The organism is Legionella santicrucis, assembly GCF_001468135.1.
In the GTDB taxonomy this organism is placed as follows: Bacteria; Pseudomonadota; Gammaproteobacteria; order Legionellales; family Legionellaceae; genus Legionella; species Legionella santicrucis.
The window spans coordinates 1-24,715 of the sequence record NZ_LNYU01000030.1; the positions used below are offsets into that span (position 1 = coordinate 1).

A 24,715-nucleotide genomic window follows, 5' to 3' on the forward strand; every position below is an offset into this window, starting at 1 on the left:
TTTTGGCGGTAGCTTTGGTTAGAATATAAAGAGGATCAGTTCTCCTAATAAACTTCTTTAAAGTTTATTAGGGGTGACCTATTACGGCAAACGATATCGCGCATAGTGTATCTTACTTATCTCAATATCCAATATTGTATCGATTTGATTATTATTAATCCATATAATTGCTTTTATAATATGATATTAAATGTTTTTTTATCATAGATTCATCTCTTTGCAAGAAAAAAAACTTTATTTAATAAATTTATTATTTTTATTCATTAAGTTAAATTCCGTAACAGCAAACGACTCACATGAATTTTTTGAAAAAAGGATCTCATTTTTCAGAAAAATTTTGATCAATTTGATAACTAAATGACAAATTTTTTGTTGCTTTTTATCAGAAATAAGATTACAATCTGTTGACGTTTTAGCTGATGGTCTTTACTTAAAATGCTAGAAACACCGGATTGTTTTGATTTTTCTCAATTGTCCTTGGATGAAATAGCTCATTTACTCCAACGTTTTAACCTGCGCCTAACACCTGATGAAGCACTCACTATTCAGAACTCCTTATTAAAGCGGCCGCCCACCTATGCAGAATGCGTCTTATGGTCCATTCAAGGTTCGGAACATTGTTCTTATAAAAGCAGTCGTAAACATTTAAATCAATTCATTACTCAAGCCCCTCATGTTATCTTAGGCCCCAAAGAAGATGCAGGAATTGTTGCTGTAGCTACTGATAAACAAGAGCGACGCTACGGTATTGTTGTGAGCCATGAGTCGCATAATCATCCTTCACAACTCGTACCCTTCGAAGGAGCAGCTACTGGAGTAGGCGGTAATGTACGTGATGTCTGCTGTATGGGAGCAGAAGTGATTGCCGTTGCAGACAGCTTACGCTTCGGAGACATTAATCGTGCGAAAACAAAATGGATTCATCAAGGGGTAGTTCAGGGTATTGCTGGATATGCGAATCCACTTGGCATCCCTAATCTCGCCGGTGACACTTATTATGATGAAGCTTATAATGAAAATTGCCTAGTAACAGTAGTAACTTTAGGTGTAGTCCGAGAGGACCATATTATTCATTCTTATGCCCCCACTCACGCAGAAGATTATCAATTTATCTTAGTAGGCAAACCAACAGATAATAGTGGCTTTGGTGGTGCGGCCTTTGCTTCGGCAACCCTCAGTGAGGAACAACAAGAGCAAAATAAAGGGGCGGTCCAAGAGCCTAATGCGTTTTTACAACGACATATTCTTAAAGCAAATTATGCCATGTTTGAATTCCTACGTGAAAATAACCTCATTGATCGAGTTGGTTTTAAAGACTTAGGCGCAGGTGGAATTGCTTGTGCCAGTGTTGAATTAGCAGAAGCAAGTGGTTATGGTGCAGAAATTAATCTGGATCTGGTTCCTACTAGCATGGATAATTTACTTCCCGCAGTCATTTTATGTTCTGAAACCCAAGAACGTTTTATGTGGGTCGTGCCTCAAGACCTGGTAGATACTTTCTTAAAACATTACAACGAACGTTTTGCGCTTCCAGAAATCTGTGATGGCGCACAAGCAACGGTTGTAGGAAAAATCAGAAATGATGGTTTGTATGTGGTTAAAGCACAAGACAAAGAGATTGTTTCCGCGCAAGCCAAAGATATTACTAAAGGCATACTCTACGATAGGCCTTACCAAATAAAACAACCAACCCATATTGAACCAGCACCATTTACCATTGACAATTTCAATGAACAATTATTGCTGTTGCTTTCTCATGAGAACATTGCCTCTCGTGCTCCTATTTATGAAAGCTATGATAAGCAAGTTCAAGGTCGTTCTGTTCTTGAGCCAGGGTGGGCTGATGCAGGCTTGATTGCTCCATTTAATGAAGATAAATATCCTGAAGAAATTCGCCAAACAGGTGTGGCTTTATCTGTTGATCATAACCCTCGTTACAATAAAATTGACGCTTATTGGGGGGCTGTTAACGCAGTTATAGAATCAGTACGTAACATCATTGCGGTGGGCGCATGGCCTCTTGCACTGACGGACTGTCTGTGTTTCGGCAATCCAGAAAATGAATTTCAAATGGGGGAATTTGTTGCTGCCGTACAAGGAATCACCGATGCATGTAAAGCAGTGAAAATGCTCCATCATGATGCTTGTTTGCCCATTATCTCAGGCAATGTATCTCTTTATAATGAATCCGCTCAAGGGGCTATTCCTCCAAGCCCTATTATCAGTTGTGTAGGTGCTATCAGTGACTATTCCAAAGCAATAACCTACGACTTGAAACAAACCAATTCTGTATTACTCATGGTTGGAGAACGTAAGGATGAATGTGGTGGTAGTGTTTATTACCAATTGCACCATCAGCTCGGCAGCCAATTGCCCAAACCTGATCTTATTTCATTTGCCAACGAAATTAGTGTGATCCATCTCACCATGCAAAAAGGGTTGATTCTTTCAGCTCACGACATTTCGGAGGGTGGTATTGCCGTTACTCTTGCGGAAATGAGCTTTAAAAATGAAATTGGTGTGGATGTTTTTATTCCTGGTGATTTGCCTAATGATAAAAAATTATTCTCGGAAAGTGGAGGATTTATCCTCGAAGTTTCTCCGCAACATTTAAACAAAATAGAAACGCTATTTCAGGATCATTCAATAGCATTCCATGCAATAGGTGAAACAACAGCAACCCCAACCTTGATGATGAATTCCGTAGTTCATCTATCAGTTAGTGCAGCAAAAACTGCCTGGAAAAATGGTTTAGTTGAGAGGCTCATATAAATGTCAATTATCGATTATAAAGCTGCAGGTGTGGATATAGAAGCAGGCAACGAAGCGGTTCGCAGTATTAAACAAGCTGTAGAAAGTACTTTTTCACCCCAAGTACTTACGGGAATCGGCAGCTTTGGTGCCATGTATGATCTTAAAAGTCTTATCCATCATTATGAGCATCCTGTTCTTGTGCAAAGCATTGACGGGGTGGGCACTAAAATGATGGTGGCCAAAATGATGCAAAAATTTGACACCATCGGCATCGATCTAGTAAGTGCAACGACCAATGACATTATTGTTTTGGGTGCAAAACCACTTACCCTTCTTGATTATATTGCCAATGATAAATTAAAACCCGAAATTATCGAACAAATTATTCGTGGTATGGTAAAAGCATGCCAAGAAAATCAAATTTCTTTAGTGGGTGGTGAAACTGCTGAAATGCCCGGAACTTATCTTCCTGGCGAACACGATTTAGTGGGAGTGATTACTGGAGTCGTGGAAAAAAGTAAAGCCATCGAAGGAAAAGAAATAAGTGCAGGAGATGTTGTAGTCGCCTTTCCTTCAAGTGGCTTGCACACCAATGGTTATTCATTGGCAAGAAAATTACTTTTTGACGTTGCAGGTTACAAAGTGGAATCCCAATTTCAAGATTTTACTCATACTATTGGTGAAGAGCTCTTGGCCCCCCATATTAATTATACGCGCCCCATATTAAGCATTTTGGAAAAGAACATTCCGATTAAGGGAATGGCACACATCACTGGGGGCGGTTTACTGGAGAATATCCCCCGTATTCTCCCTAAAAATTGTGCGGTTGAAATTCACAAAAAATTAATCCCCGAGCTTCCAATATTTAATTTATTACGCAAATTAGGTCATCTTGATGATGAGCAAATGTATCGCACTTTTAATATGGGTGCAGGTTTGGTTCTTTTTATAGCCCCAGAAACACTCTCTGCCATTCGCGAAGTATTGCGTGATTTTCCATCCTACCCTCTTTATGAAATTGGACACGTCATAAGAGGAGAGCAAAAGGTGACGCTTTTATGATACGCATAGGATTAATTCAATTTCCAGGATCTAATTGTGAACGTGAAACAGCGCTTGCGGTAAAACGTGCAGGAATGGAGCCAGTTGAGTTTCTGTGGAATGAATCTCTAGAGAAGTTGCGCTGTTTGGATGGTTATATTCTTGTTGGTGGTTTTTCTTATGAAGATCGCTCCCGCGCCGGAATTATTGCCGCACTTGATCCCGTAATCCAAGAAATCAAAGCGCAAAGTGAACAAGGTAAACCGGTGCTAGGAATTTGCAATGGCGCACAAATCTTAGTTGAATCAGGTTTAGTACCTGGGCTTGAGAATCATGATATTCATATGGCCCTTACCGAAAATAAACGTATAGTAAATCGCAAAATCATAGGAACAGGTTTTTATAATGCTTGGGTTCATATGCGCTTGTCGGATAAGCATCAACATAACGCGTTCACTCGTCATCTTTCAAGCGCTGATTTAATCCATCTCCCCATCGCACATGCCCAAGGGCGTTTTCTTATGCCTGACTCTTTATTAAATCAAATCGAGGAGCAAGGTTTAAATCTTTTTCAATACTGTAATGCTGAAGGCACTATTATTGATAATTTCCCCATCAATCCTAATGGTTCTGCTGGGAATATTGCCGCAATTACAAACCAAGCAGGGAATGTGATGGCAATGATGCCCCACCCTGAGCGTACTGTTCATGGTGATCCTATTTTTACCTCCATGCGTGATTATATAAAAGACAGGTGCCCTCTTAACGAACCATCTCAGATGGCTGCTTTGCCCGCCTCTAAGCTGCCTCAAAAATCACAACACTTTAGTAAAAATCCAAATAATTACCAGTGCCTTGTTAAGCTTATTATTACTGATAACCAAGCATTAACGGTACAAAAAACCTTAAGACGCTTAGGTCTCCCCGTCACCGTGAACCGCTTTGAGCATTGGGAAGTTGATTGTGATTCGCTAGAAAGTTTTGAGTCATTGAAAAAAACGGGACTTTTATATTCTGATCGCAAAGAACGAGAAATTTGCTTAAGCGAGTTTCGTTCTCAAAATACTTCGGCCTATCTTGTTCGTCCTCAAGAGGACTTAAAAGGACAACAAACATTACAAACACTTAAGACCCATTATACAGTTCCAAAAATCAATAAAATAAATCATGGTGTTTTATGGCAGTTTACTAGCGCTGAAGTCGATATCACTACGCTTTCCGATCATATTTTGTTAACTCACATTATTGGGAATCCACATGCTCATGAATGCTACAACTACTCATTATAGTAATGAAATTCAAGAAGCTTTGGCTTTTTGCCTTGATCAAACAAACTTGCCTATAGGTGAAAAATATCAAGGGAAAGTAAGAGATGCTTATGATCTTGGTGATTCCATCATGCTTGTGACGACGGATAGGCTCAGCGCTTTTGATCGGCATTTGGCTTTAATCCCTTACAAGGGAGCTGTACTCAATTTAACCAGCGCATGGTGGTTTGAACAAACAAAAAATCTTGTCCCTAATCATATCATTGCCGTTCCCGATCCCAATGTGGTTATTGCTAAAAAATGCACCGTTTTTCCGATTGAATTTGTAGTAAGAGGCTATATTAGTGGCACAACAAGTACTTCGTTGTGGACTCAATATCAAAATGGCATACGCGACTACTGTGGCATTAGCTTTCCAGAAGGATTAAGAAAAAACCAAAAACTGGAACAAGCGGTTTTGACACCAACTACTAAAGAAAAAATTCACGACCGTCCTATTTCTCCAGCTGAAATTATTTCTGAAGGATGGATGAGTGAGGATGATTGGCTGGAAGTAAGTACCTTAGCACTCAAACTCTATCAGCGTGGTGCTGAAATCGCTCGCGATCATGGTTTGATATTAGTAGATACCAAGTATGAATTTGGTCGTGATGCGGAGGGAACAATTAGAGTCGTTGATGAAATTCATACTCCTGACTCGAGTCGATACTGGTTGGCTGACAGTTATCAAACACGTATTGCCGCGGGATTAGAACCTGAAAATATAGACAAAGAATTCTTACGCTTATGGTTTGCTAAAAACTCAGATCCTTACAACGATGAAGAACTCCCCCAAGCGCCTCAAGAATTAGTTGCAGAACTCTCCGCTCGTTATATTCAACTTTATGAACGAATTACCGGTAAAAAATTTAATTTTACAGCGCATAAAGAACCGGCCGAGCAACGGATTATGCGCCATATTACCAATTATTTGAGGTAGGCTCATCCATGTGTGGGATAGTAGGTATTTACAGTCATGAACCAGTAGCCTCTGAATTGTATGAGAGCCTAATTCACCTGCAACATCGAGGACAAGATGCAGCGGGCCTACTCACCTGTGATCAGCGTTTTTATACAAAACATGGCTTAGGTTTAGTACGAGAAATTTTTACTCCCGAAAACATCTTATCACTTCAAGGCAATATAGGTATTGGCCATGTTCGTTATCCCACCGCGGGAGGTTATACCACAACTGATGTTCAACCCCTATGGATTGGTAGCCCGCGCGGTATTGCATTGGCGCATAACGGCAATCTATCTAATTATCAGGAACTAGCGGATGAGATTCGTTTAAAGCAACATCGTCATCTCAACACATCTCTTGATTCTGAAGCCTTATTGCTTCTGTTTGCGGACAAACTAGCAAGTAGTGCTTACAGTATTGAAGAGGATTATGAAAGCTTTTTTGAACTACTTACCAAAGCAGTATCCTATGTTTTTAAACGAATTGAAGGCGCTTATTCCATTGTCTCCGTGGTCATTGGCAAAGGACTCGTCGCCTTTCGTGATCCACATGGGATTCGCCCCTTAGTTTGGGGTACACGGCAAAACGCCGATGGAACTGTGGACACAATTTTTGCTTCAGAAACGACACCCTTCTATGCATTAGGATTCGAACCGCAAGGAGATATATTACCCGGTGAAGTAGCCTATGTTGATCTTAATGGGAAACTGCATCGCCGCATACTTAAAAAAGAACAATTTAGACCCTGTGTTTTTGAATATGTTTATTTTGCTCGTCCTGATGCAACATTGAATAATGTCAGCGTGTACCGAGCTCGCTTGCGCATGGGGCAAAATCTAGCTCTCCAATGGAAAAAAATTCATCCCGATATGATCCCTGATGTGGTTATTCCAGCACCATTTACTGCAAATACAGCCGCGTTATCTTTTGCCCATGAGTTAGGAGTAAGATATTCTGAAGGTTTGTATAAAAACCCCTTTATCGGTCGCACATTCATTATGCCTAACCAAAAGGCAAGAACTCGTAATATTCGCTATAAATTAACCCCGCAACGGACTGAAATCGAAAATAAAGTGGTAATGATTATTGATGATAGTATTGTACGAGGAACTACCTCTCGTGAAATTATCAAAATGGTCAGGGAGTTTGGAGCAAAAAAAATTTATTTTGCTTCGACCTCTCCCCCACTTAAAAATCCCTGTTTCAGCGGTATCGATATCCCCTCACGTAAAGAACTCATTGCAGCAAATCAAACTGAGGAAGAAATTGCAAACTATCTGGGTGTCGATGTTTTACTGTATCAAGCACAGAAAGATTTGGTTGAGGCCGTCACCCGTCGTGGTGAACATCAAATCAAAAAACCATGTATGGCATGTATGGATGGCGATTATTTCTGCAAAAGGATCACTCAAGAAAAAATGCAACAATTGGAGCTACAGCGTGAAACAGGACGACATAATAACCCATCACAAAAAGAGGACTTGATAGAATGAATATTCTTATTATAGGTTCTGGCGCACGTGAGCATGCCCTCATCAAAACATTGCATCGCTCGCCACAAAATCCATCTTTATTTTGTTATGGTACGGCAGTTAATCCTGGTATTCATCAATTAACAGTTCAGTATTGTACTGGCGATATTACTGATTGTGTCGCTGTCTTATCTAAAGCAAAACTTTGGGCGATTGATTTAGCAATTATTGGCCCTGAAGCACCTCTAGAAAGAGGAATGGCTGATGCATTATGGCAGGCTGACATTCCTACAATTGGCCCTAAAAAAATCCTGGCACAAATTGAAACATCTAAAGAATTTGCTCGCGACCTCATGCAGAAATACGATGTCCCTGGCTTACCCCGTTATAAAAAATTCACGAACCTAAATCATATAGAATCTTTTCTTAATGAACTGGGCGAAGGTAATTATGTGATTAAAGCAAACGGTTTAATGGGGGGTAAAGGCGTCAAAGTAGCTGGAGAGCATTTGCATTCAATCACAGAGGCTATGAGTTTTTGTCAGGAAATTCTTAATCAAAATCAGACCATCCTCATTGAAGAAAAACTTATTGGCCAGGAATTTTCATTGATGTGTTTCGCAGATGGAAAACACCTCATTCCCATGCCTTTAGTCCAAGATCATAAACGTGCTTATGATGGCGATCGCGGCCCCAATACTGGTGGAATGGGTAGTTATTCAGATGCCAATCATAGTTTACCCTTTTTAACTATAGATGAAGTGCATGATGCTTTAGCGATTAACAATGCCGTTTTTCGCGCCTTATCTCATGAATGCAATGAGAAATACATTGGTATTTTATATGGAAGCTTTATCGCGACTCAAAATGGGATTTACGTCATCGAATTTAATGCACGTTTTGGAGATCCCGAGGCCTTAAATGTGCTCTCGATTTTAGAATCTGATTTTGTAACTCTTTGTCAGTCGCTAGTAAATGGTCATTTGCATGAAGATAAAGTGAAGTTTGCAAAACAAGCCACTGTTTGTAAATATACAGTTCCTGAAGGGTATCCAGATTCACCTAGGAAAAATTTTGCTATCGATTTTTCAAAAATTACCTGCCAAAACCATTTATACCTTGCCTCAGTCAATCAAGTGGAAAAACAAATCATTGCTGTAGGTTCTCGCACAGCCGCTTATGTGGGTATTGCGGATTCAATTTTTGCAGCAGAAGCAAAAGCCGAACATGAAATTTCATTAATTGAAGGGCCTTTATTCCATCGCCAGGATATAGGGACTAAACCTTTAATTCAGCAACGCATTGAACAAATGTTAAGGATACGTGCGTTATGACCCGCATCGCCGTTTTAGGTTCGACCAGAGGGACTAACCTTAATGTACTTGTTGAGGCTGTTAATCAAAAAAATCTGGCCGCCTCGATTGAATTGGTACTAAGCAATAAGGCAGATGCGCTCATTCTAGAAAAAGCAACTCATTTTGGTATTAAATCTATGTTTATTAATTCACGGGATTTAAGCCGAATTGAATTCGACAATTGTTTATCTGATATACTCAAGCAACATCAAATTGAACTTATTGTGCTCATTGGCTATATGCGTATTTTATCTGCTGAATTTGTTTTAGCCTGGGAAAATAGAATTATTAACATTCACCCGTCACTTTTACCTGCCTACGCAGGCCTGATGAATCTTGAGGTGCATCAAGCTGTTTTAGATGCAGATGAAATTGAAACAGGATGTACCGTACACTATGTAACTGAAGAAGTAGATGCAGGGCCTATTATTTTACAAAAAAAATGCCCTGTCAGACTAAATGATACACCTGAACTTTTAAAAGCCAGGGTACAAGAGTTGGAAGGGATTGCCTTAGTTGAGGCAATACAAACTATTTGTCATTATACATCTTAAACAGCAAATCAATGGAGGGGGTATGTCAAATAAACTAGTATCTATATTAATGGGCTCTAAATCAGATTGGACAATTATGGAAGAGGCCAGTTTGGCTCTAGAAAAATTAAATATTCCTCATGAAGTGCGCGCTTTATCTGCCCATCGCACCCCTGATGCCTTATTTGACTATTTAAAATCAGCAGAACAACGCGGTGTCGAAGTATTTATCGCTGCAGCGGGTGGAGCCGCCCATTTACCGGGTGTTGTTGCAGCAAAAACCTTATTGCCCGTTTTAGGAGTACCCATGCCCTCCTCCACCTTTACAAATGGGCTTGACGCTCTTCTTTCTATAGTCCAAATGCCCGCAGGTATTCCAGTAGGCACCCTTGCAGTTGGTAAAGCCGGAGCCATTAACTCTGCTCTTTTGGCAGCGACAATCCTAGGCAATAAATACCCTGAATACCGTGAAGCGATTAAAAATTATCGCGCAGCCCAAGCAGAAAAAGTATTGGAAAATGCAGAAATTAAAGGATGATATTTGTAGTCTCATTATGATTCATTACCTCATGATAAACGTGCAGAAACGGTCATTGGTGGCGCTTTTCTGCACCATTCCTAGTATCGAACGTAACCTCGTACCGATTTGCCACTATGGTAATCGTTTAATCAAACAATAAAAAATAATCGAGAAAATTGAGGAATTTTGAATCATTTTTGCCTCTAATTTCAGATTTTTCTCAACCTAGACAAAAACTTAAGTAGCTGTTATATCTAGCAAGACTCTCTAAAAATCAAGGAAGAACATGAACAACATCTCTCGTAAAGCGTTACTTTTTATCTTTGCAGGTACAGTATTATTACTAGGTTTTTCCGCTCCAGGTTTCGCTCAGTGCACAGGCAATGCCAAATCATTTGAATCTGGGACGGCGAAACATGAGCAATGGAAGTCAATAGGCAATAGTTACAGCAAATCCACCAGACAAGCAGTCTTATTTAATGAAATGGAAGGGGGAATTGCCAAACTTCCTCCAGGCCACAACCACCCACCACATTTTTACAAACATAAATTGCTTGTTGTCATTATAGAAGGAACGCTTCACCTTCATCTTAATGGTAAAACAACAACCTACAACAAAGAAGAATATTTTATCCTACCTGCTTACACGTGCTTTAGCAGCCATTCTAAACATGGCGCGACAATAGTTATGGTTGGAGCAAAACCCGGAGATAGTTATCCAGCTAAGTTAAAATAACTAATCTCGTTGCAACTGTCTTGAAATAAATTTCAAGACAGTCGTGCACACGACGAGAATTGGTCATTCTGGATTAGCTGAAATCCATCCATTGATTTAATAATGAAATCAACTCTTCTATCCCGTCCCTCTTTAAAGACGAAAAAGACTGGACTGTAATTAAATGTTGCGCTAATTCGTAATACTTACGAACTTTGAATACGGTATTCTTTACCTCACTTCGACTTAATTTATCTGCTTTGGTTAATAAAATGTGTACAGGTAATCCTCTATCCAACGCCCAATCACCCATCATTACATCCAACTCCTTTAAAGGATGTCGGATATCCATCAATAAAATCAAACCTTTTAAACTTTTTCTAACCTCAAGATAATGCGCTAAATTTTCTTGCCAATCCATCTTCACCCGTAAAGCGACTTTAGCGTAACCATAACCTGGTAAATCAACAAGACGACGTATTTCATCCAACTGAAACAAATTAATCAACTGAGTTCGTCCAGGAGTTTTACTTGTCCGAGCAAGGTTTTTAATTCCCGTTAAGCAATTTAAAGCACTAGACTTTCCTGCATTAGAACGTCCAGCAAAAGCAACTTCATAGCCTGAATCATCGGGCAACTGGCATACGCGCGCAGCACTTTTTAGAAATACTGCTTTAGAATAAGGGTTTTCTAACATGAACATAATACTTTTTGGGATTTCAACTAAGACAGTGTACCATTACTTGAGAGTTTATGATGAGAAATCGATGAAAAAATTTGTACTCGCTTTTATTCTATATACGCCACTCGTTCTTTTTGCCCAAGAAGATAGTACATCCGCAACCAATAAGACGATTGTCTGTACTGCTTGTCATGGACAACAAGGGAATAGTACAAATCCCGAATGGCCTAATATTGCTGGACAACACCCCAAATATTTTCTCAAGCAACTTAAAGACATGAGGGATAGCTCTTTGCGTAACGCACCAACAATGAATGCCCTAGTTTCCACATTGAGCGCTCAAGACATGGATGACTTGGCTGCATATTATGCTAAAATGCCCCTTGCTCAAGGCAGTACACCTGAACACTTTCTGAAACGAGGTGAACAAATCTATCGTGGAGGAGATTTTGCAAAAAAGATCACGGCATGTATCGCCTGCCATGGTCCTAAAGGCACGGGCAACGCCCAAGCGGGATTTCCAGTTCTTTCTGGTCAGCATGCTGCTTATACTGTATTACAATTAAATGCATTTAAAGAGGGCAAACGGAAAAACGATTTGAACCATATTATGCAAGACATTAGCAGTAGAATGAGCCAAGATGACATGGAAGCTGTTGCACATTATATTGAAGGTTTACATTAGGAAACAAAATTATGATTAAAAAATTAATTGCTTTATTTTTTCTTTTACCAGCAATAGCCTTGGCTGCATCATTTGTTGAAGGCAAAGATTATCAAATTGTGACTCACCCAAATGCCACAAATGACAAAAATAAAGCCCCCGTTATTGAGGAATTTTTTAGTTACGGTTGTCCTTGGTGCTATAAAATCGAAGGCCCTCTCGATGAATGGGTAAGCAAAACAGGAAAAAGCGTTCAATTTGAACGTGTACCGGTAATATTTAAACCCTCCTGGGAACTCTATGCCAAAGCCTATTACACAGCGAAAACACTTGCTCTTTCAGACAAAATAAATTCTTTATTATTTAAAACAATACAAGAAGACAAAAAACCATTAGATTCAAAACAAGCAATGATCCAGTTTTTTGTAGCACAAGGTGTGGATAGAGAAATCGCAAAAAGCGCCTTTGAGAATTCCCCAACCATTGATATGCGTGTACAAAATGGCATGAGCTTGATGGCAAGCTATCAAATTAATGCAGTTCCTGCCTTCGTGGTAAATCATAAATATAAAACTGATTTACAAATGGCTGGTAGCCCAGATCGTTTACTTGAAATATTGAGTTATCTATCGCGAAAATCAGCTTAATCTTCTAACTGTGTTTTTGTAATAATGAAGGGATGCATTATGAAATCAATGCTAAAAAGAGAGCTGCAGCAATTTCTGGAGCAAGAACGAATCAGTCTTAATTCAGGAATTGTTAACTACATTACTTATCAATTAGCCGATATTAAAGTCAATAAAGAGCAACTCAGCCAGGGCTTTTCTTTTGATAATGAAGAAACAATGGAAAAAATAACATTTTCTATTGCAACAGGACTCGATTTTTCTCAAATCAAAAAAATACTCAATTTCTTTAAAATCCCCGAAGAAAAGTACCTGCATGGCAAACCGATATCACCCAATGATGACACCATGATGGAGTATTTTATTTTTTATTTTAAAAACCGTTTCCAAACATTAAAAGAAGCTGAACCTGAAATTATTGCCCAATATAAAGCACTATCAGCCCCACTTTTAGAAACAAATGCTAAAAATATACTCAAAAAGCATCTTGATGAAGTAAAGCTGATAATAATGGCTAATTACCCCAATACATCACTCACAGCCACGATAAAAAGTGTCATCAGTTTCATCTCAACTTTATCAGGTCGCATCCATGATTTAGAGAGTTTTCCACATTTATATGTAGATATCTTAAATAGCAAACAAGAGATTAATCATTTTCTGCAGCTGCGGGAAATTAATGGAAACCCAAAATTATATGCGCAACTCATAATGTTGTTAGATAGTATTGCTTTATTTGAGCGTTATCATCGCAATGAATCAGTTCTTAGTAATTCTGTACTTCATAAAGAATTTAAAGAATTTTTAATTCCTTATCGTATTAATCCAGAAAAATGTGATTTGCTCGGGCATATAATTTTATCTTTAGCTGATGTAAAAATTCACACTGCAAACTTATTCCGACTTGCTCCTGGGGAAGATCGCGCGCGTTTGCTAATAACATTTAAAAATATTAACGAAGAATATAGCAACAAAATCATTAACTGGATGCACCATCTTGGCGATGAAACAGCTTTTGCAGTTGATGGAAAAACATCTCCGGGCCCATATTCTGTTGCCCAAAACCAAGAATATTCTTTGTATAAAAATGAATATGAAACGCAAAAAACCAAACTCTATGAAAGGTGCAGTATCGAAGTTGATGGTAAATTTTTCTATACTTGTGTTTACCCCAAAATCAAAGAAAATATTGTTCAAATGGCTGCGCAACAGCAATTAAGTAGTTATCAAGAAACATCAAAAGAAGACTTCAAATCTACTACGGAAACAGCTCGACTCAGTGAGCATAGTATGTTTGAAAAATCTCCAGATTCTTCAAATCAATTCAATACATTCAATAAAAAAAGCTCACGAACCTGCATCTGCACCCTACTAAAAAATTAAATTTATCTTAAGGTAAAATGCTCGCACCTTATGCGCCGAAAGGCTGCATTGGGTGTATTTAAAAATCTTAGTATGTCGTTTTACAGAAAACCCTATCTTTGCTTATTAATTCTCTAATATCAGATAATTCAACAATTCCTGACGGCATACTGCATAAAACATCCAATGCATGCCTCAAAATTTTAGAGAGAGGACTACGAAAGATGATACTCCAACAAGGATTTTCATGCTCATAAAATTGATCCACTCTTTCAATGAGATCTAATACTTTGATGCAAAACTCATTCAAGGCAGAAGGATCCGTTGCTTGAAAAAACTGCTTAAGGCTGTGGTCATATTCCTCCTTTAATAAAATTTCTTGAGTAAAATTTTGACTGCATGCTGAGAACAAACCTGGACGATTTTTCTGCATACTTAATAGATAATTATGATAGTGTTCTTCCAAAATAGGCTTAATTTTTTTTACTTGTGTCAAAAAGTAAATTTGCTTGGCTAATAAATTGAATCCCTCCTTAATATTAATTTCTTTACGCGCAGAAACCTCTATATAAGTAAGACCCAATTGGTCTGCCAGTTCGTTAATCTCCTTGTGAGATACGTTCCTCAACTCAATTAAATCAGCTTTACAACCGACAAGAACAATGGGTGCCTGTTTATTACTTGCCCTAAAACGATCGACTAAGGCTTTGATATTGTAAAAAGATTGGAGGTTAGTAAGGTCAAAACAAATAAAAGCACCATCAGCAAGATGAAAATAAGATGCAACGATCTGCTGAAGTTTTGGGGCTCCAGAAGCATCCCAAATACGTAATTTTATTGTTTTATTATAGGCTCTTAGAAATTTTATTTTCTGATCAACACCCATAGTGTCGAAATAGTTATTAAAATCTGCATTGCCAAAAAGACTTGCTAATAAGCAGGATTTTCCAACATAATTATCACCAAGAAGGATTATTTTTAAATGTTCATCATATTCTTCTTTGTGCTCCATGCTAAATAACCTTAAATCAATTTGAACAAATAATAATAAATAAATCACTTGAATATAAGTATTTTTTAGCAAATAAATTGATTTTTTGGAAAAGAGGCGCTAGGAACGCATTCTATGCGCCTATACCTGGATTCTCCAAACTTAAAATGCCTGTATTAAAATCATAAGCAAAAATCTCTGCATAACGCCCCCAATCAATCATTGTACGTAAAACACGCTCGGCTTCTTTTTCGCTTAAGTAATCTTCCAGTTTACTTAAAAATCGCTCTTCAGAAACTCTATGACCTACTTTTTCATCTAAAATTCTGCGAATGTAACGTGCAAGAGGTACTTTCTCCAATAATCTTTGTGCAAATAATTGTTTACGTTCTTGGAGATCCGCCTCTGAAAATTGCTTTCCTAAATCACTTAATTGAATATCTCCCGCAGAAACTTTAGCAAAACCTAATATTTCTAATGTTTCAAGTATAGGAAAGAGATCATCAATATTCATCATGAGTTCGTCAGCAAGTTCTGGCAAGTCTATACGCTCTTCAAAAGAGGTCATAGTTTCAATCAAACCCGTTAATTCTGAAGGCTCTACTTCAGGCAAACGATAACCTAAACCTATTTGCCGTTCTCTTTGTGCGCGCTTCGCTTTTTCTTTAGGTCCAGTGGTCATTAAAGTATAAATTTTATCGACTAAAGCTCGAAATTCAGAAGATTCGGGATCACGGGGTTGTGGTAAAGTAACAGGTAACTCAGCACGAATATATCCAGGATCATTACCAAAAATAACGATTCTATCTGCCAAAGTAGCCGCTTCTTCAATATTATGGGTTACCAATAAAATTCCATTCGTATTAGTTTTCTTCTCTTTCCATAATTCCAACAAGTCAGATTTTAGGTTTTCCGCAGTAAGCACATCAAGCGCGGAAAAAGGCTCATCCATTAACAAAACATCAGGGTTAATAACTAAAGCGCGCGCAAAACCAACACGTTGGCGCATACCACCAGATAATTCTTTTGGGAAAGCAGATTCAAAACCATCAAGACCAATAATATCAATTGCTTCAATAGCACGATGCCTTCGCTCTTCTCGACTAACACCTTGTGCTTCAAGACCAAGCTCTACATTTTCTAATACAGTGAGCCACGGCATCAATGCAAAAGATTGAAAAACCATCGCAATACCATCAACGGGTCTGATAACTGGTTTACCTCTGTACGTCACTGAGCCGCTTGTTGGAGCAACTAGACCAGCAATAATACGCAACAACGTCGATTTTCCTGAACCAGATTTACCTAATAAAGCAACAATTTCACCTTCTTGTAGTTTAAAATTCACATCCTCAAGCACAAGCAAATTTTGCTCTGATGATTTTTTAAACGATTTACTTAAACTTTCTATAGAAATAATAGTTTCAGACATGATGATTTATTAATTAAAATTAAAACGTTCTTCCGCTAATCGATATAACGGACGCCAAATCAAGTGGTTAAAAGCAAGCACATACAAACACATCATCGCTGTACCTAAAGCAATTTTTGGGAAATCTCCTGTTGCTGTACTGGCTTGAATGTATTCACCTAAACCTGTGGCTCTGAGCGTAGTATTTCCCCAACTTACAAATTCTGCCACGATGCTGGCATTCCATGCACCACCTGCTGCAGTTATGGCACCAGTAATATAAAAAGGAAAGATCCCTGGTGCTGCTAATCTTTTCCACCAAAGCCATCCTTTCAAACCAAAATTATCTGCCGCCAGATAAAGTTCACGCGGAATTGCCGATGCACCAGCAATTACATTAAATAAAATATACCATTGAGTGCCAAGGATCATCAGTGGAGTAACCCAAATTTCTACATTTAAATGGAATTTAACAATAGCAATAACAAATAAAGGATAGAATAAATTGGCTGGAAAGGCTGCAACGAATTGAATCACTGGCTGTATTTTTTGTGCAATTCGTGGCCTCAAACCTATCCATACACCTATGGGAATCCAAATTAATGAGCTCAGGATGATTAAACATATGACACGTGTCCCTGTTGCAGCACCAAGCAAAAACACATGAACAATATCAGCAATTTTCAACTCCGCAAGGATAAAGCGCAGCAAAAACCATGCTCCAGAAAACACACATAACAATACAAAAGCCCCCCAAAACCTATCAAGACGCTTTTGTTTTTTTAAATCAATTTCTTTGATTGCTTTGGACTCATTAAGCCGTAACCAGCGTGCATTCACAAAATGATCCGTGAAAACGCCAATCATTTCAGCGAATTGCTTCATTAAACGACTGCCACGCATCCAATCCACCAACCAAGATTGGTATTCCACTTCATCATGAGAGGTCTCTGCTTTAAATTTTTCGGACCAAGCAATTAAAGGGCGAAAGAAAATTTGATCGTACAAAAAAATAACAATAACCATCGTTAGAATTGCATAACCTACAGCATGTAAATCGCGTTGCTGTATAGCTAATGCGATATAAGAACCTACTCCAGGTAATCGAATATTTTGATGTGCGACAGAGATAGCTTCGGATAAGACGACAAAGAACCAACTTGCAGACATAGAAACCATCATATTCCATAATAAGCTCGACATAGAAAAAGGTACTTCCAGTTTCCAAAAACGCTGCCATGCAGATAGTCGAAACATTGAGGCCACTTCTTTTAAATCATGAGGCAGTGTTTTTACGGATTGATAAAAACCAAAAGTCATATTCCATACTTGGGCGCAAAAAATAGCGAAAATAGAAGCACACTCAGGACCTAATAAACTATTAGGAAACAGGTGAATAAATCCAGTTACTGTAATCGATAAAAAGCTTAAGACAGGTATGGATTGTAAAATATCAATAGCGGGAATAATGATCTGCTCTGCACGCCGATTTTTAGCAGCCCAAAGACCGACAATAAAGGTAACGATTATGGAGAAAAATAATGCAATAAACATACGTAATACGGTACGCAACGCATAAAAAGGGAGATTGGCGGGATCTAAAGAAATGGGGATCTGCTCTCCTAATTGATATGGAGTAGCCATTTGCGAGCCAGCCCAACCTAAAAAAAATAAGATAGAAAAAATAAGTATAAGAAGCAGTAAATCCCAACGATTTATATATCGACCGACTCTATCAGGATTAGCAAAGTAGAACCGACTTTCCCGCACTATGCCCCCTTAATAAACTTTGGTTGATATACCGAAATACACTTTGCAGAATCAAACAAACAGTATACACTAAAAATGCAGTTACAGTTATTTAGATATTTCGTTTAACTGCTTAATAAAATACCATAAAGAAGGCTTAATCAATAGATAAAGGCCTATGAATATCTATCTACAATTACTTATTATAATGATTAATCGGTCAATTGATGAGTATCCTTAATTAAGATCCATTGCCATAAACAAAAACAATTAAATTAAAAATTGAACTTTTCTGGAATTTAGGTGTCTAATATAGTGAGCATTTCCCCCGAATGCTTAACTTCGCTTTACCCCCTCTTAAGCGAAGAAATGTTTAGGTTCATAACCTAAACACTTGATTTACCCCGGCTCAAGCCGGGGATTTTTTTGTTCCGCGACAACGATACGCTCTTTCTTAACCTCGCACCAAAATACATTATTTGCCCTATTTTGCTTCAAAATAAATCTCTTTGCCAAAATTCAAGCATACTCATGGCACAAATACTTTTTTATTGGAGGTGGTGAATGTCAGCAAAAATGTTTAAAATCAATCTATTCCATTGGCAACCGAGGCATAATTCATGAACAAAAAATTAACAACTTTCTTGGGAATACTCTTGTTCTTTTCTCAATTCACTTATGCACAACCTGATCCAGTGCAATTATCAGTCTGGGCCAATGAAGCTATTGTTGCCACATACACATACAGTTATAAAAATTATTTAGAAGATCAAAAAAGAATAGCCAAATACTTTACAGCTGATGGCTGGATAGCATATAGCAATGCATTAAATGCTTCAAAATTACCCGAGGCGGTACAAAAAAATCTTTATTATGTAAGCGCTGTAGCCACTGAACCACCCGTTATTTCTAATATTGACTCCACCCATTGGAAAGCCACTATGGGGTTATTAGTTGTATACAAAAATCCTCAATATCAACAAAAACAGCAATTAAAAGTAACTATTAATTTTATGGTTGCTCCCTCAGGCCAAGGTGTAAGGGGTTACAGTATCACCACGCTACAATCAGTGATCAACAAAACGCCTTGTAAATGTGATATTGAAGAAGAAAGCCCCCCTGCACCGCCGAGTACAACTAACCCAAATAACGCCAAACAATAAGCCCTAAATGCAAAACAATGAATGTGCCAATCAAAATTAAAATAATGTTCAATTTGGTTGGCACAGTTACATCCAAAGCGGATTGCTCAGGATTATTGGGATTATAATAAACATCAATTTCTTTATCCTCTTTAAAAGCCACCGCCGCCTTATAAGCAATACTTCGAGAATATTTACTGTTTGGATTATTATGAGCTGTATCTAAAAATAAATACTCTCCAGTCAAATCTTTATCATAAACTTGATAAGAATATTCAATTTTAGGCCAAACACTATGCCCCACTTCCGTCCATTCACAAGAGGTAATGCGGCCTTTGGTGATTAACCAAGATTTCGCACGTACTAATACCTGTCTATCTTGCCAAAAGTGTCGAAACAGAATCAGAAGAAAAAATAACCATCCTAAATCGAGCATCCATCGCCAAAAAATTAGCCAAGTCATTAAAGTAGTCCTAAGAAATATGCTTTATGCAATATACAGTATATATCGCAATAGGTATAATCAGTGACATCAAGGTTCTATTATAAGGATATGCAATGATTGCTAAAACCCCTCTTCATGCCACGCATTTAGAATGTGGTGCAAAAATGGTTGATTTTCATGGTTGGGAAATGCCGTTGCATTATGGATCTCAGATCACAGAACATCAGTATGTTCGCAAAGATGCGGGTATGTTTGATGTGTCACATATGACTATCGTAGATGTGCTTGGTGCTGGTTGCCGTCAATTTTTACGCAAACTTCTAACTAATGATGTTGACTTATTGGAACATAATGGAAAAGCTCTTTACAGCTGCATGTGCAATGAGCATGGTGGAATTATTGATGACCTTATCGTTTATCAGCGTGCTTCAGATAATTATCGGATTATTCTCAACTCAGCAACCCGAGAAAATGATTTAGCCTGGATTCGCAAAAAAAGTGAAGGATTTGCTGTTGGCTTGCAAGAACGAAGAGAATTAGCCATGCTTGCCGTACAAGGCCCTAACGCGGTAGAAAAAGTGTTAAAAACACTTAATCCTGCACAAATTGACGCAGTTTCTACATTAACTCATTTCGAATGCGTTGATGTAGAAAATTGGTTTTTTGCACGCACCGGATACACTGGAGAAGATGGTTTAGAAATTATTGTTCCGCAAGAAATCATCGTACAATTATGGCATGATTTGATGCAAGCAGGGATCCATCCTTGTGGTTTAGGTGCGCGAGATACTTTAAGATTAGAAGCAGGTATGCTTCTTTATGGTCAAGATATGGATGAAACCACCAGTCCATTGGAATCAGGTTTAGCATGGACTATTAAGTGGGAACCTGAAGATCGCGATTTTATTGGAATGGGCGCTTTATTTTCACAAAAGCAAATAGGGATTAAACGCAAAATGGTAGGGCTTACCCTGTTAGATAAAGGAATCATGCGTCAAGGTCAAAGAATAGTTGTTCCTAGTTGTGCCGATGGAATTATTACTAGTGGAAGCTATTCTCCTACATTAGAAAAATCCATCGCATTAGCACGCGTTCCTGTTGAAACAGGGGGGGAAGTAATGGTAGATATTCGTGGTAAATTAGTCCCCGCAAAAGTAGGTAAGCCACGTTTTGTCAAATTGGGAAAAGCACTTTAACGTCACATTATCATAGGCAATTGAGTTCATAGCGAGCAAAAATAGGGGCTAAGGATGCTAAATTTTAGTGGTACAAACTTCTGAAGCTCCACCTCGCTTCATTTAAGCTACACTAAAAATGAGGATAAATACAATGAATGATTTAAAATTCACCATTACACACGAATGGCTAAAGAAAGGAAATGAAGAGGTAACTGTAGGTATTACGGATCATGCTCAAGAACTTTTGGGAGATATGGTTTTTGTTGAGCTTCCAGAAATAGGTGATCAAGTAAGTGCTGGTGAAGAATTAGGTGTCGTTGAATCTGTAAAAGCTGCTTCTGATTTTTATGCCCCAGTTAGTGGTATTGTCACTGCAGTTAATGAAATGGTTGTTGAAAATCCAGCTCTCGTCAATAGCGATCCCTATGCAGCTGGCTGGCTCGTCAAGTTAAGACCAAGCCATCCTGATGAAATAAATAGTTTGTTAAATGCTGAACAATATCAAAATGAGATTGCTGAGGAACATTAATTATGCCTTATATCCCACATACCCCTGAAGACATCAAGCTCATGCTGAATGCTATTGGAGCACAAGAGACTCAAGCTTTGTTTGATGAGATCCCATTAGCTTTGCTCTATGCAGGCTTTCAAAACATACCTGCCGGTATTAACGAAATGGATATGTTGAAAGAAGCACAAAACTTAGCGAATAAAAACCGTAATGGAATTTGCTTCATGGGAGCAGGATGTTATGAACATCATATTCCTGCCGCAGTGTGGGAGCTTGCCTCTCGCGGAGAGTTTTTAACCGCTTACACACCATACCAAGCAGAAGCCAGTCAGGGGACCTTACAGTTACTCTACGAATATCAAACAATGATCTGCGAACTCACTGGAATGGATGTCTCTAATGCATCGATGTATGATGGCGCCACGTCTTTGGCGGAAGCTATTTTAATGGCAGTACGCATCAACAAACACAGTAAAACAAATCGGGTGTTAATTGCAGGTACTATTCATCCTTTTTATCGTGAAACTGTCGAAACAATCCTACGTAATCAACATATCGAAGTCATTACTTTACCGTTTGATGACAAGCAAGGCATTATCGCTCTTTCTGCATTAGAGCAATATTCTGGTGAAGATATTACCGCACTTGTGATTGCGCAGCCTAATTTCTTTGGTTGCCTTGAAAGAGTCGATGAACTAAGTGATTGGGCTCATCAAAACAAAGTCATTAGTATTGCCTGTGTTAATCCAGTATCGCTTGCATTATTAAAACCACCGGGTTTATGGGGTAATCATGGAGTAGATATTGTTTGCGGTGAAGGACAACCCTTAGGCTCGCCTATGGCATCTGGCGGCCCTTATTTTGGTTTTTTAAGCACACGCATGGCTTATGTACGGCAACTTCCAGGGAGACTGATTGGTTGTACTTTAGATAAAGACGGTAAAAGAGGATTTACTTTAACATTACAAGCACGAGAACAACATATTCGTCGTGCTAAAGCGACTTCAAACATTTGTACTAATCAAGGATTACTGGTTACCGCAGCGACTATTCACATGAGTCTTTTAGGAGCAGAAGGATTACGTCAAGTAGCGAGCCAATGCCATCAGAATACCCATGTACTAGCTGAAGTTTTAACCCAAATTGATGGTGTAGAGTTAGTTTTTGATGCCCCTTATTTTCATGAAGTATTGCTTCAATTAAATCAGCCCGTTGATCACGTATTAAAAGAATTAGCAAATGCCGGCATTACTGGCGGTTACGCCCCAGGAAGCCATTATCCTCAATTAGCAAATACCCTTTTGGTCTGCGCTACAGAAATGCGCACAGATGAGGATATCGATCTTTATGCAAAAACATTAAAAGCCATCATGTCTCAACGAGGTGTCGCATGTTCGTAATTCAGTTAACTTATCTAGTACCTCTTAATGAAGTAGATAAATATTTACAGTCACACAGAGAATTTCTTGATTACTATTACAAACAAGGATTATTGGTAGCTTCTGGCCCAATGAAACCACGTACAGGCGGGATCATCATTGCGGCTACAAATGATCGCGCTTATCTTGAATCTATATTCAAAAATGACCCCTATTATTTAGCAGAAATAGCGGAGTATCAATTTATTGAATTTACCCCTGTTAATCATCGAGCTGAACTCAAAGAGCTTATTCAGAAAACGGAAGGCAAATTATGTTGATTTTTGAATTATCCCAAAAAAACCGTCAAGCTACGGCCCAAGCACCGAAAATTTCAAAGAGTAAATACGCCATTCCTGCCGAATTAGAGCGAAAAATACCACCTAAATTACCTGCTTGCTCCGAATTACAAGTAGTGCGGCATTTCACGCGTCTTTCTCATAAAAATTTTGCAATAGACAGTAATTTTTATCCATTAGGTTCGTGTACCATGAAATATAATCCGCGCGGGGTACATAAAGCAGCATCCAACGCGAATTTTCTCAATCGCCATCCACTTGCTACAGAAGAAGACAGCCAAGGCTTTTTAGAACCGCTTTATCTCTTACAAGAATATATAGCCGAAATGACAGGGATGGCTGGCGTATCTTTGACACCTATGGCAGGTTCCCAAGGTGAGTTTGCAGGTGTTGCAATGATTAAAGCTTATCACCAATCTCGAGGTGATACCGCACGCGATGAAATGTTGATTCCTGATGCTGCCCATGGCACAAACCCAGCTTCAGCAGTCATGTGTGGATTTAAAATTGTTGAAATAGCTACCGCTGCAGACGGCGATATTGATCTTGAAGAGTTAAAGAGCAAACTTGGTCCAAAAACAGCAGGAATCATGCTAACAAATCCCTCTACCCTCGGATTGTTTATGCGACAAATTAAAGAAATAGCCGCCTTGGTGCATCAAGCGGGTGGATTATTGTATTACGATGGCGCTAATCTTAATGCCATTTTAGGAAAAGTAAGGCCTGGTGATATGGGCTTTGATGTCATGCATCTCAATCTTCATAAAACCTTCGCTACCCCTCATGGTGGCGGTGGACCTGGTGCAGGTCCTGTGGCTGTAGGCAAACGTTTACTACCATTCATCCCATTACCCGTTGTGAAAAAAACAAATTCAGAATATCAATGGGCAACTCACCAGGATTATCCCCAGAGTATAGGCCGTTTGTCTTGCTTTATGGGAAATGCGGGTATATTGCTGCGTGCCTATTTTTATATACGTGTACTTGGTAAAGAGGGTTTATTGCGTGTTTCGGAATACGCAACACTGAACGCAAATTATCTGCTTAAAGAATTAATCAAAGTAGGATTCACTCCAGCCTATCCAAACAGACGCGCTTCGCATGAATTTATCTTAACACTAAGTCCAGAAAAGAAATCTTATGGCATTACCGCCATGGACATTGCCAAAAGATTATTAGATTATGGCATTCATGCCCCAACCACCTATTTTCCTTTGCTTATTCCTGAATGTTTGCTTATTGAGCCTACAGAAACTGAAAGCAAAGAAGAACTGGATCAGTTTGTACAAGTAATGAAATCTATTAAAGAAGAAGCAACAACAAGTCCTAACATAGTTAAAGAAGCACCTCATTCTTTACCTGTTAAACGACTGGATGATGTTAAAGCTGCTCGAGAACTGGATTTAAATTATTTTGCACGTGAAGACGTCTCAGCAAGATAGATCATCTTCTAATTGTTTCTCTCTAAAGCGACTGCCACCCTCCTCAAAAGCGGAGGGTCTAAATTTCATCTTACAACATCCCCTGAAATAGATCTTCCGTGTTTATAGAGATGAGCGATCGTTCAAAGAAACGA

General features: G+C 38.6%; 23 protein-coding genes. 18 read left to right on the forward strand and 5 right to left on the reverse strand.

Annotation, left to right across the window (positions count from 1 at the left end; translation table 11 throughout):
• The first annotated feature begins 435 nt into the window (after positions 1-435).
• From purL to Lsan_RS07245, 9 genes are all read left to right on the forward strand, one after another.
• Positions 436-2,772 carry a phosphoribosylformylglycinamidine synthase subunit PurL gene (gene purL / locus Lsan_RS07205; protein ID WP_058513832.1) on the forward strand — a complete coding sequence of 779 codons (2,337 nt, stop codon included), beginning with the start codon at positions 436-438 and terminating at the stop codon, positions 2,770-2,772.
• Entirely contained in the window at positions 2,773-3,816 is a 1,044-nt protein-coding gene (gene purM, locus Lsan_RS07210) for a phosphoribosylformylglycinamidine cyclo-ligase (protein ID WP_058513833.1), read from the forward strand.
• Entirely contained in the window at positions 3,813-5,084 is a 1,272-nt protein-coding gene (gene purQ, locus Lsan_RS07215) for a phosphoribosylformylglycinamidine synthase I (RefSeq protein WP_058513834.1), read from the forward strand. Before purM ends, purQ begins: the two co-directional genes overlap by 4 nt.
• Complete coding sequence (locus tag Lsan_RS07220) at positions 5,053-6,042, forward strand: phosphoribosylaminoimidazolesuccinocarboxamide synthase (RefSeq protein WP_058513835.1); 990 nt, start codon at positions 5,053-5,055, stop codon at positions 6,040-6,042. Before purQ ends, Lsan_RS07220 begins: the two co-directional genes overlap by 32 nt.
• An 8-nt stretch (positions 6,043-6,050) precedes the next feature.
• Positions 6,051-7,559, forward strand: a complete 1,509-nt coding sequence (gene purF, locus Lsan_RS07225) for an amidophosphoribosyltransferase (RefSeq protein WP_058513836.1) — start codon at positions 6,051-6,053, stop codon at positions 7,557-7,559.
• Complete coding sequence (purD, locus tag Lsan_RS07230) at positions 7,556-8,872, forward strand: phosphoribosylamine--glycine ligase (RefSeq protein ID WP_058513837.1); 1,317 nt, start codon at positions 7,556-7,558, stop codon at positions 8,870-8,872. The genes purF and purD overlap by 4 nt, the downstream gene beginning before the upstream one ends.
• Positions 8,869-9,447, forward strand: coding sequence for a phosphoribosylglycinamide formyltransferase (purN, locus tag Lsan_RS07235; RefSeq protein WP_058513838.1), 579 nt, complete (start codon positions 8,869-8,871; stop codon positions 9,445-9,447). The genes purD and purN overlap by 4 nt, the downstream gene beginning before the upstream one ends.
• A 22-nt stretch (positions 9,448-9,469) precedes the next feature.
• The gene (purE, locus tag Lsan_RS07240; RefSeq protein ID WP_058513839.1) at positions 9,470-9,964 is read left to right on the forward strand and encodes a 5-(carboxyamino)imidazole ribonucleotide mutase; all 495 of its coding nucleotides are present in this window, start codon (positions 9,470-9,472) and stop codon (positions 9,962-9,964) included.
• Between the two features lie 268 nt (positions 9,965-10,232).
• Positions 10,233-10,682, forward strand: coding sequence for a cupin domain-containing protein (locus Lsan_RS07245; RefSeq protein WP_058513840.1), 450 nt, complete (start codon positions 10,233-10,235; stop codon positions 10,680-10,682).
• A gap of 73 nt (positions 10,683-10,755) precedes the next feature.
• On the opposite strand, the gene yihA is transcribed toward Lsan_RS07245, so the two are convergent.
• Positions 10,756-11,358, reverse strand: a complete 603-nt coding sequence (yihA, locus tag Lsan_RS07250) for a ribosome biogenesis GTP-binding protein YihA/YsxC (RefSeq protein WP_058513841.1) — start codon at positions 11,356-11,358, stop codon at positions 10,756-10,758.
• A gap of 70 nt (positions 11,359-11,428) precedes the next feature.
• Between yihA and Lsan_RS07255 the strand changes: the two genes are divergently transcribed.
• The 3 genes from Lsan_RS07255 to Lsan_RS07265 are packed head-to-tail and all read left to right on the forward strand — an operon-like array spanning position 11,429 to position 14,016.
• A complete protein-coding gene (locus Lsan_RS07255; protein WP_058513842.1) occupies positions 11,429-12,028 on the forward strand; it encodes a c-type cytochrome in 600 nt (199 codons plus the stop codon).
• Positions 12,029-12,039: 11 nt separating this feature from the next.
• The gene (locus Lsan_RS07260; RefSeq protein WP_058513843.1) at positions 12,040-12,654 is read left to right on the forward strand and encodes a thiol:disulfide interchange protein DsbA/DsbL; all 615 of its coding nucleotides are present in this window, start codon (positions 12,040-12,042) and stop codon (positions 12,652-12,654) included.
• 39 nt (positions 12,655-12,693) lie between these two features.
• A complete protein-coding gene (locus tag Lsan_RS07265) occupies positions 12,694-14,016 on the forward strand; it encodes a hypothetical protein (RefSeq protein ID WP_058513844.1) in 1,323 nt (440 codons plus the stop codon).
• Between the two features lie 67 nt (positions 14,017-14,083).
• Here Lsan_RS07265 and Lsan_RS07270 read toward each other — a convergent pair whose 3' ends face one another.
• From Lsan_RS07270 to Lsan_RS07280, 3 genes are all read right to left on the reverse strand, one after another.
• Positions 14,084-15,007: a Rab family GTPase gene (locus Lsan_RS07270; protein WP_058513845.1), complete on the reverse strand. Its 924-nt coding sequence runs from the start codon at positions 15,005-15,007 to the stop codon at positions 14,084-14,086.
• Between the two features lie 112 nt (positions 15,008-15,119).
• A complete protein-coding gene (locus Lsan_RS07275) occupies positions 15,120-16,418 on the reverse strand; it encodes an ABC transporter ATP-binding protein (RefSeq protein WP_058513846.1) in 1,299 nt (432 codons plus the stop codon).
• Positions 16,419-16,427: 9 nt separating this feature from the next.
• The gene (locus Lsan_RS07280) at positions 16,428-18,167 is read right to left on the reverse strand and encodes an ABC transporter permease (RefSeq protein ID WP_133134314.1); all 1,740 of its coding nucleotides are present in this window, start codon (positions 18,165-18,167) and stop codon (positions 16,428-16,430) included.
• 599 nt (positions 18,168-18,766) lie between these two features.
• Here Lsan_RS07280 and Lsan_RS07285 point away from each other — a divergent pair.
• Entirely contained in the window at positions 18,767-19,309 is a 543-nt protein-coding gene (locus tag Lsan_RS07285) for a DotI/IcmL family type IV secretion protein (RefSeq protein WP_058513848.1), read from the forward strand.
• On the opposite strand, the gene Lsan_RS07290 is transcribed toward Lsan_RS07285, so the two are convergent.
• Entirely contained in the window at positions 19,284-19,751 is a 468-nt protein-coding gene (locus Lsan_RS07290; RefSeq protein WP_058513849.1) for a DUF3592 domain-containing protein, read from the reverse strand. The two genes, Lsan_RS07285 and Lsan_RS07290, sit on opposite strands and share 26 nt — an antisense overlap.
• 95 nt (positions 19,752-19,846) lie before the next feature.
• Here Lsan_RS07290 and gcvT point away from each other — a divergent pair, with 95 nt between their 5' ends.
• The 5 genes from gcvT (at position 19,847) to gcvPB (ending at position 24,581) form a co-directional block, all read left to right on the forward strand.
• Complete coding sequence (gene gcvT / locus Lsan_RS07295; RefSeq protein ID WP_058513850.1) at positions 19,847-20,929, forward strand: glycine cleavage system aminomethyltransferase GcvT; 1,083 nt, start codon at positions 19,847-19,849, stop codon at positions 20,927-20,929.
• A 133-nt stretch (positions 20,930-21,062) separates the two neighbouring features.
• Complete coding sequence (gene gcvH, locus Lsan_RS07300) at positions 21,063-21,440, forward strand: glycine cleavage system protein GcvH (protein WP_058513851.1); 378 nt, start codon at positions 21,063-21,065, stop codon at positions 21,438-21,440.
• 2 nt (positions 21,441-21,442) lie between these two features.
• Complete coding sequence (gene gcvPA / locus Lsan_RS07305) at positions 21,443-22,822, forward strand: aminomethyl-transferring glycine dehydrogenase subunit GcvPA (RefSeq protein ID WP_058513852.1); 1,380 nt, start codon at positions 21,443-21,445, stop codon at positions 22,820-22,822.
• Positions 22,813-23,121, forward strand: coding sequence for a YciI family protein (locus Lsan_RS07310; RefSeq protein ID WP_003634175.1), 309 nt, complete (start codon positions 22,813-22,815; stop codon positions 23,119-23,121). Before gcvPA ends, Lsan_RS07310 begins: the two co-directional genes overlap by 10 nt.
• Entirely contained in the window at positions 23,115-24,581 is a 1,467-nt protein-coding gene (gene gcvPB / locus Lsan_RS07315) for an aminomethyl-transferring glycine dehydrogenase subunit GcvPB (protein WP_058513853.1), read from the forward strand. Before Lsan_RS07310 ends, gcvPB begins: the two co-directional genes overlap by 7 nt.
• Positions 24,582-24,715: the final 134 nt, after the last annotated feature.

Coding starts and splice junctions, on each gene's coding strand:
- gcvT (WP_058513850.1), top strand. CDS start 19,847: ATGATTGCTAAAACCCCTCTTCATGCCACGCATTTAGAATGTGGTGCA.
- gcvH (WP_058513851.1), top strand. CDS start 21,063: ATGAATGATTTAAAATTCACCATTACACACGAATGGCTAAAGAAAGGA.
- purF (WP_058513836.1), top strand. CDS start 6,051: ATGTGTGGGATAGTAGGTATTTACAGTCATGAACCAGTAGCCTCTGAA.
- Lsan_RS07275 (WP_058513846.1), bottom strand. CDS start 16,418: ATGTCTGAAACTATTATTTCTATAGAAAGTTTAAGTAAATCGTTTAAA.
- purD (WP_058513837.1), top strand. CDS start 7,556: ATGAATATTCTTATTATAGGTTCTGGCGCACGTGAGCATGCCCTCATC.
- Lsan_RS07285 (WP_058513848.1), top strand. CDS start 18,767: ATGAACAAAAAATTAACAACTTTCTTGGGAATACTCTTGTTCTTTTCT.
- Lsan_RS07260 (WP_058513843.1), top strand. CDS start 12,040: ATGATTAAAAAATTAATTGCTTTATTTTTTCTTTTACCAGCAATAGCC.
- Lsan_RS07270 (WP_058513845.1), bottom strand. CDS start 15,007: ATGGAGCACAAAGAAGAATATGATGAACATTTAAAAATAATCCTTCTT.
- purQ (WP_058513834.1), top strand. CDS start 3,813: ATGATACGCATAGGATTAATTCAATTTCCAGGATCTAATTGTGAACGT.
- yihA (WP_058513841.1), bottom strand. CDS start 11,358: ATGTTAGAAAACCCTTATTCTAAAGCAGTATTTCTAAAAAGTGCTGCG.
- Lsan_RS07245 (WP_058513840.1), top strand. CDS start 10,233: ATGAACAACATCTCTCGTAAAGCGTTACTTTTTATCTTTGCAGGTACA.
- purL (WP_058513832.1), top strand. CDS start 436: ATGCTAGAAACACCGGATTGTTTTGATTTTTCTCAATTGTCCTTGGAT.
- Lsan_RS07220 (WP_058513835.1), top strand. CDS start 5,053: ATGCTCATGAATGCTACAACTACTCATTATAGTAATGAAATTCAAGAA.
- purM (WP_058513833.1), top strand. CDS start 2,773: ATGTCAATTATCGATTATAAAGCTGCAGGTGTGGATATAGAAGCAGGC.
- Lsan_RS07310 (WP_003634175.1), top strand. CDS start 22,813: ATGTTCGTAATTCAGTTAACTTATCTAGTACCTCTTAATGAAGTAGAT.
- Lsan_RS07290 (WP_058513849.1), bottom strand. CDS start 19,751: ATGACTTGGCTAATTTTTTGGCGATGGATGCTCGATTTAGGATGGTTA.
- Lsan_RS07255 (WP_058513842.1), top strand. CDS start 11,429: ATGAAAAAATTTGTACTCGCTTTTATTCTATATACGCCACTCGTTCTT.
- purN (WP_058513838.1), top strand. CDS start 8,869: ATGACCCGCATCGCCGTTTTAGGTTCGACCAGAGGGACTAACCTTAAT.
- Lsan_RS07265 (WP_058513844.1), top strand. CDS start 12,694: ATGAAATCAATGCTAAAAAGAGAGCTGCAGCAATTTCTGGAGCAAGAA.
- purE (WP_058513839.1), top strand. CDS start 9,470: ATGTCAAATAAACTAGTATCTATATTAATGGGCTCTAAATCAGATTGG.
- gcvPB (WP_058513853.1), top strand. CDS start 23,115: ATGTTGATTTTTGAATTATCCCAAAAAAACCGTCAAGCTACGGCCCAA.
- gcvPA (WP_058513852.1), top strand. CDS start 21,443: ATGCCTTATATCCCACATACCCCTGAAGACATCAAGCTCATGCTGAAT.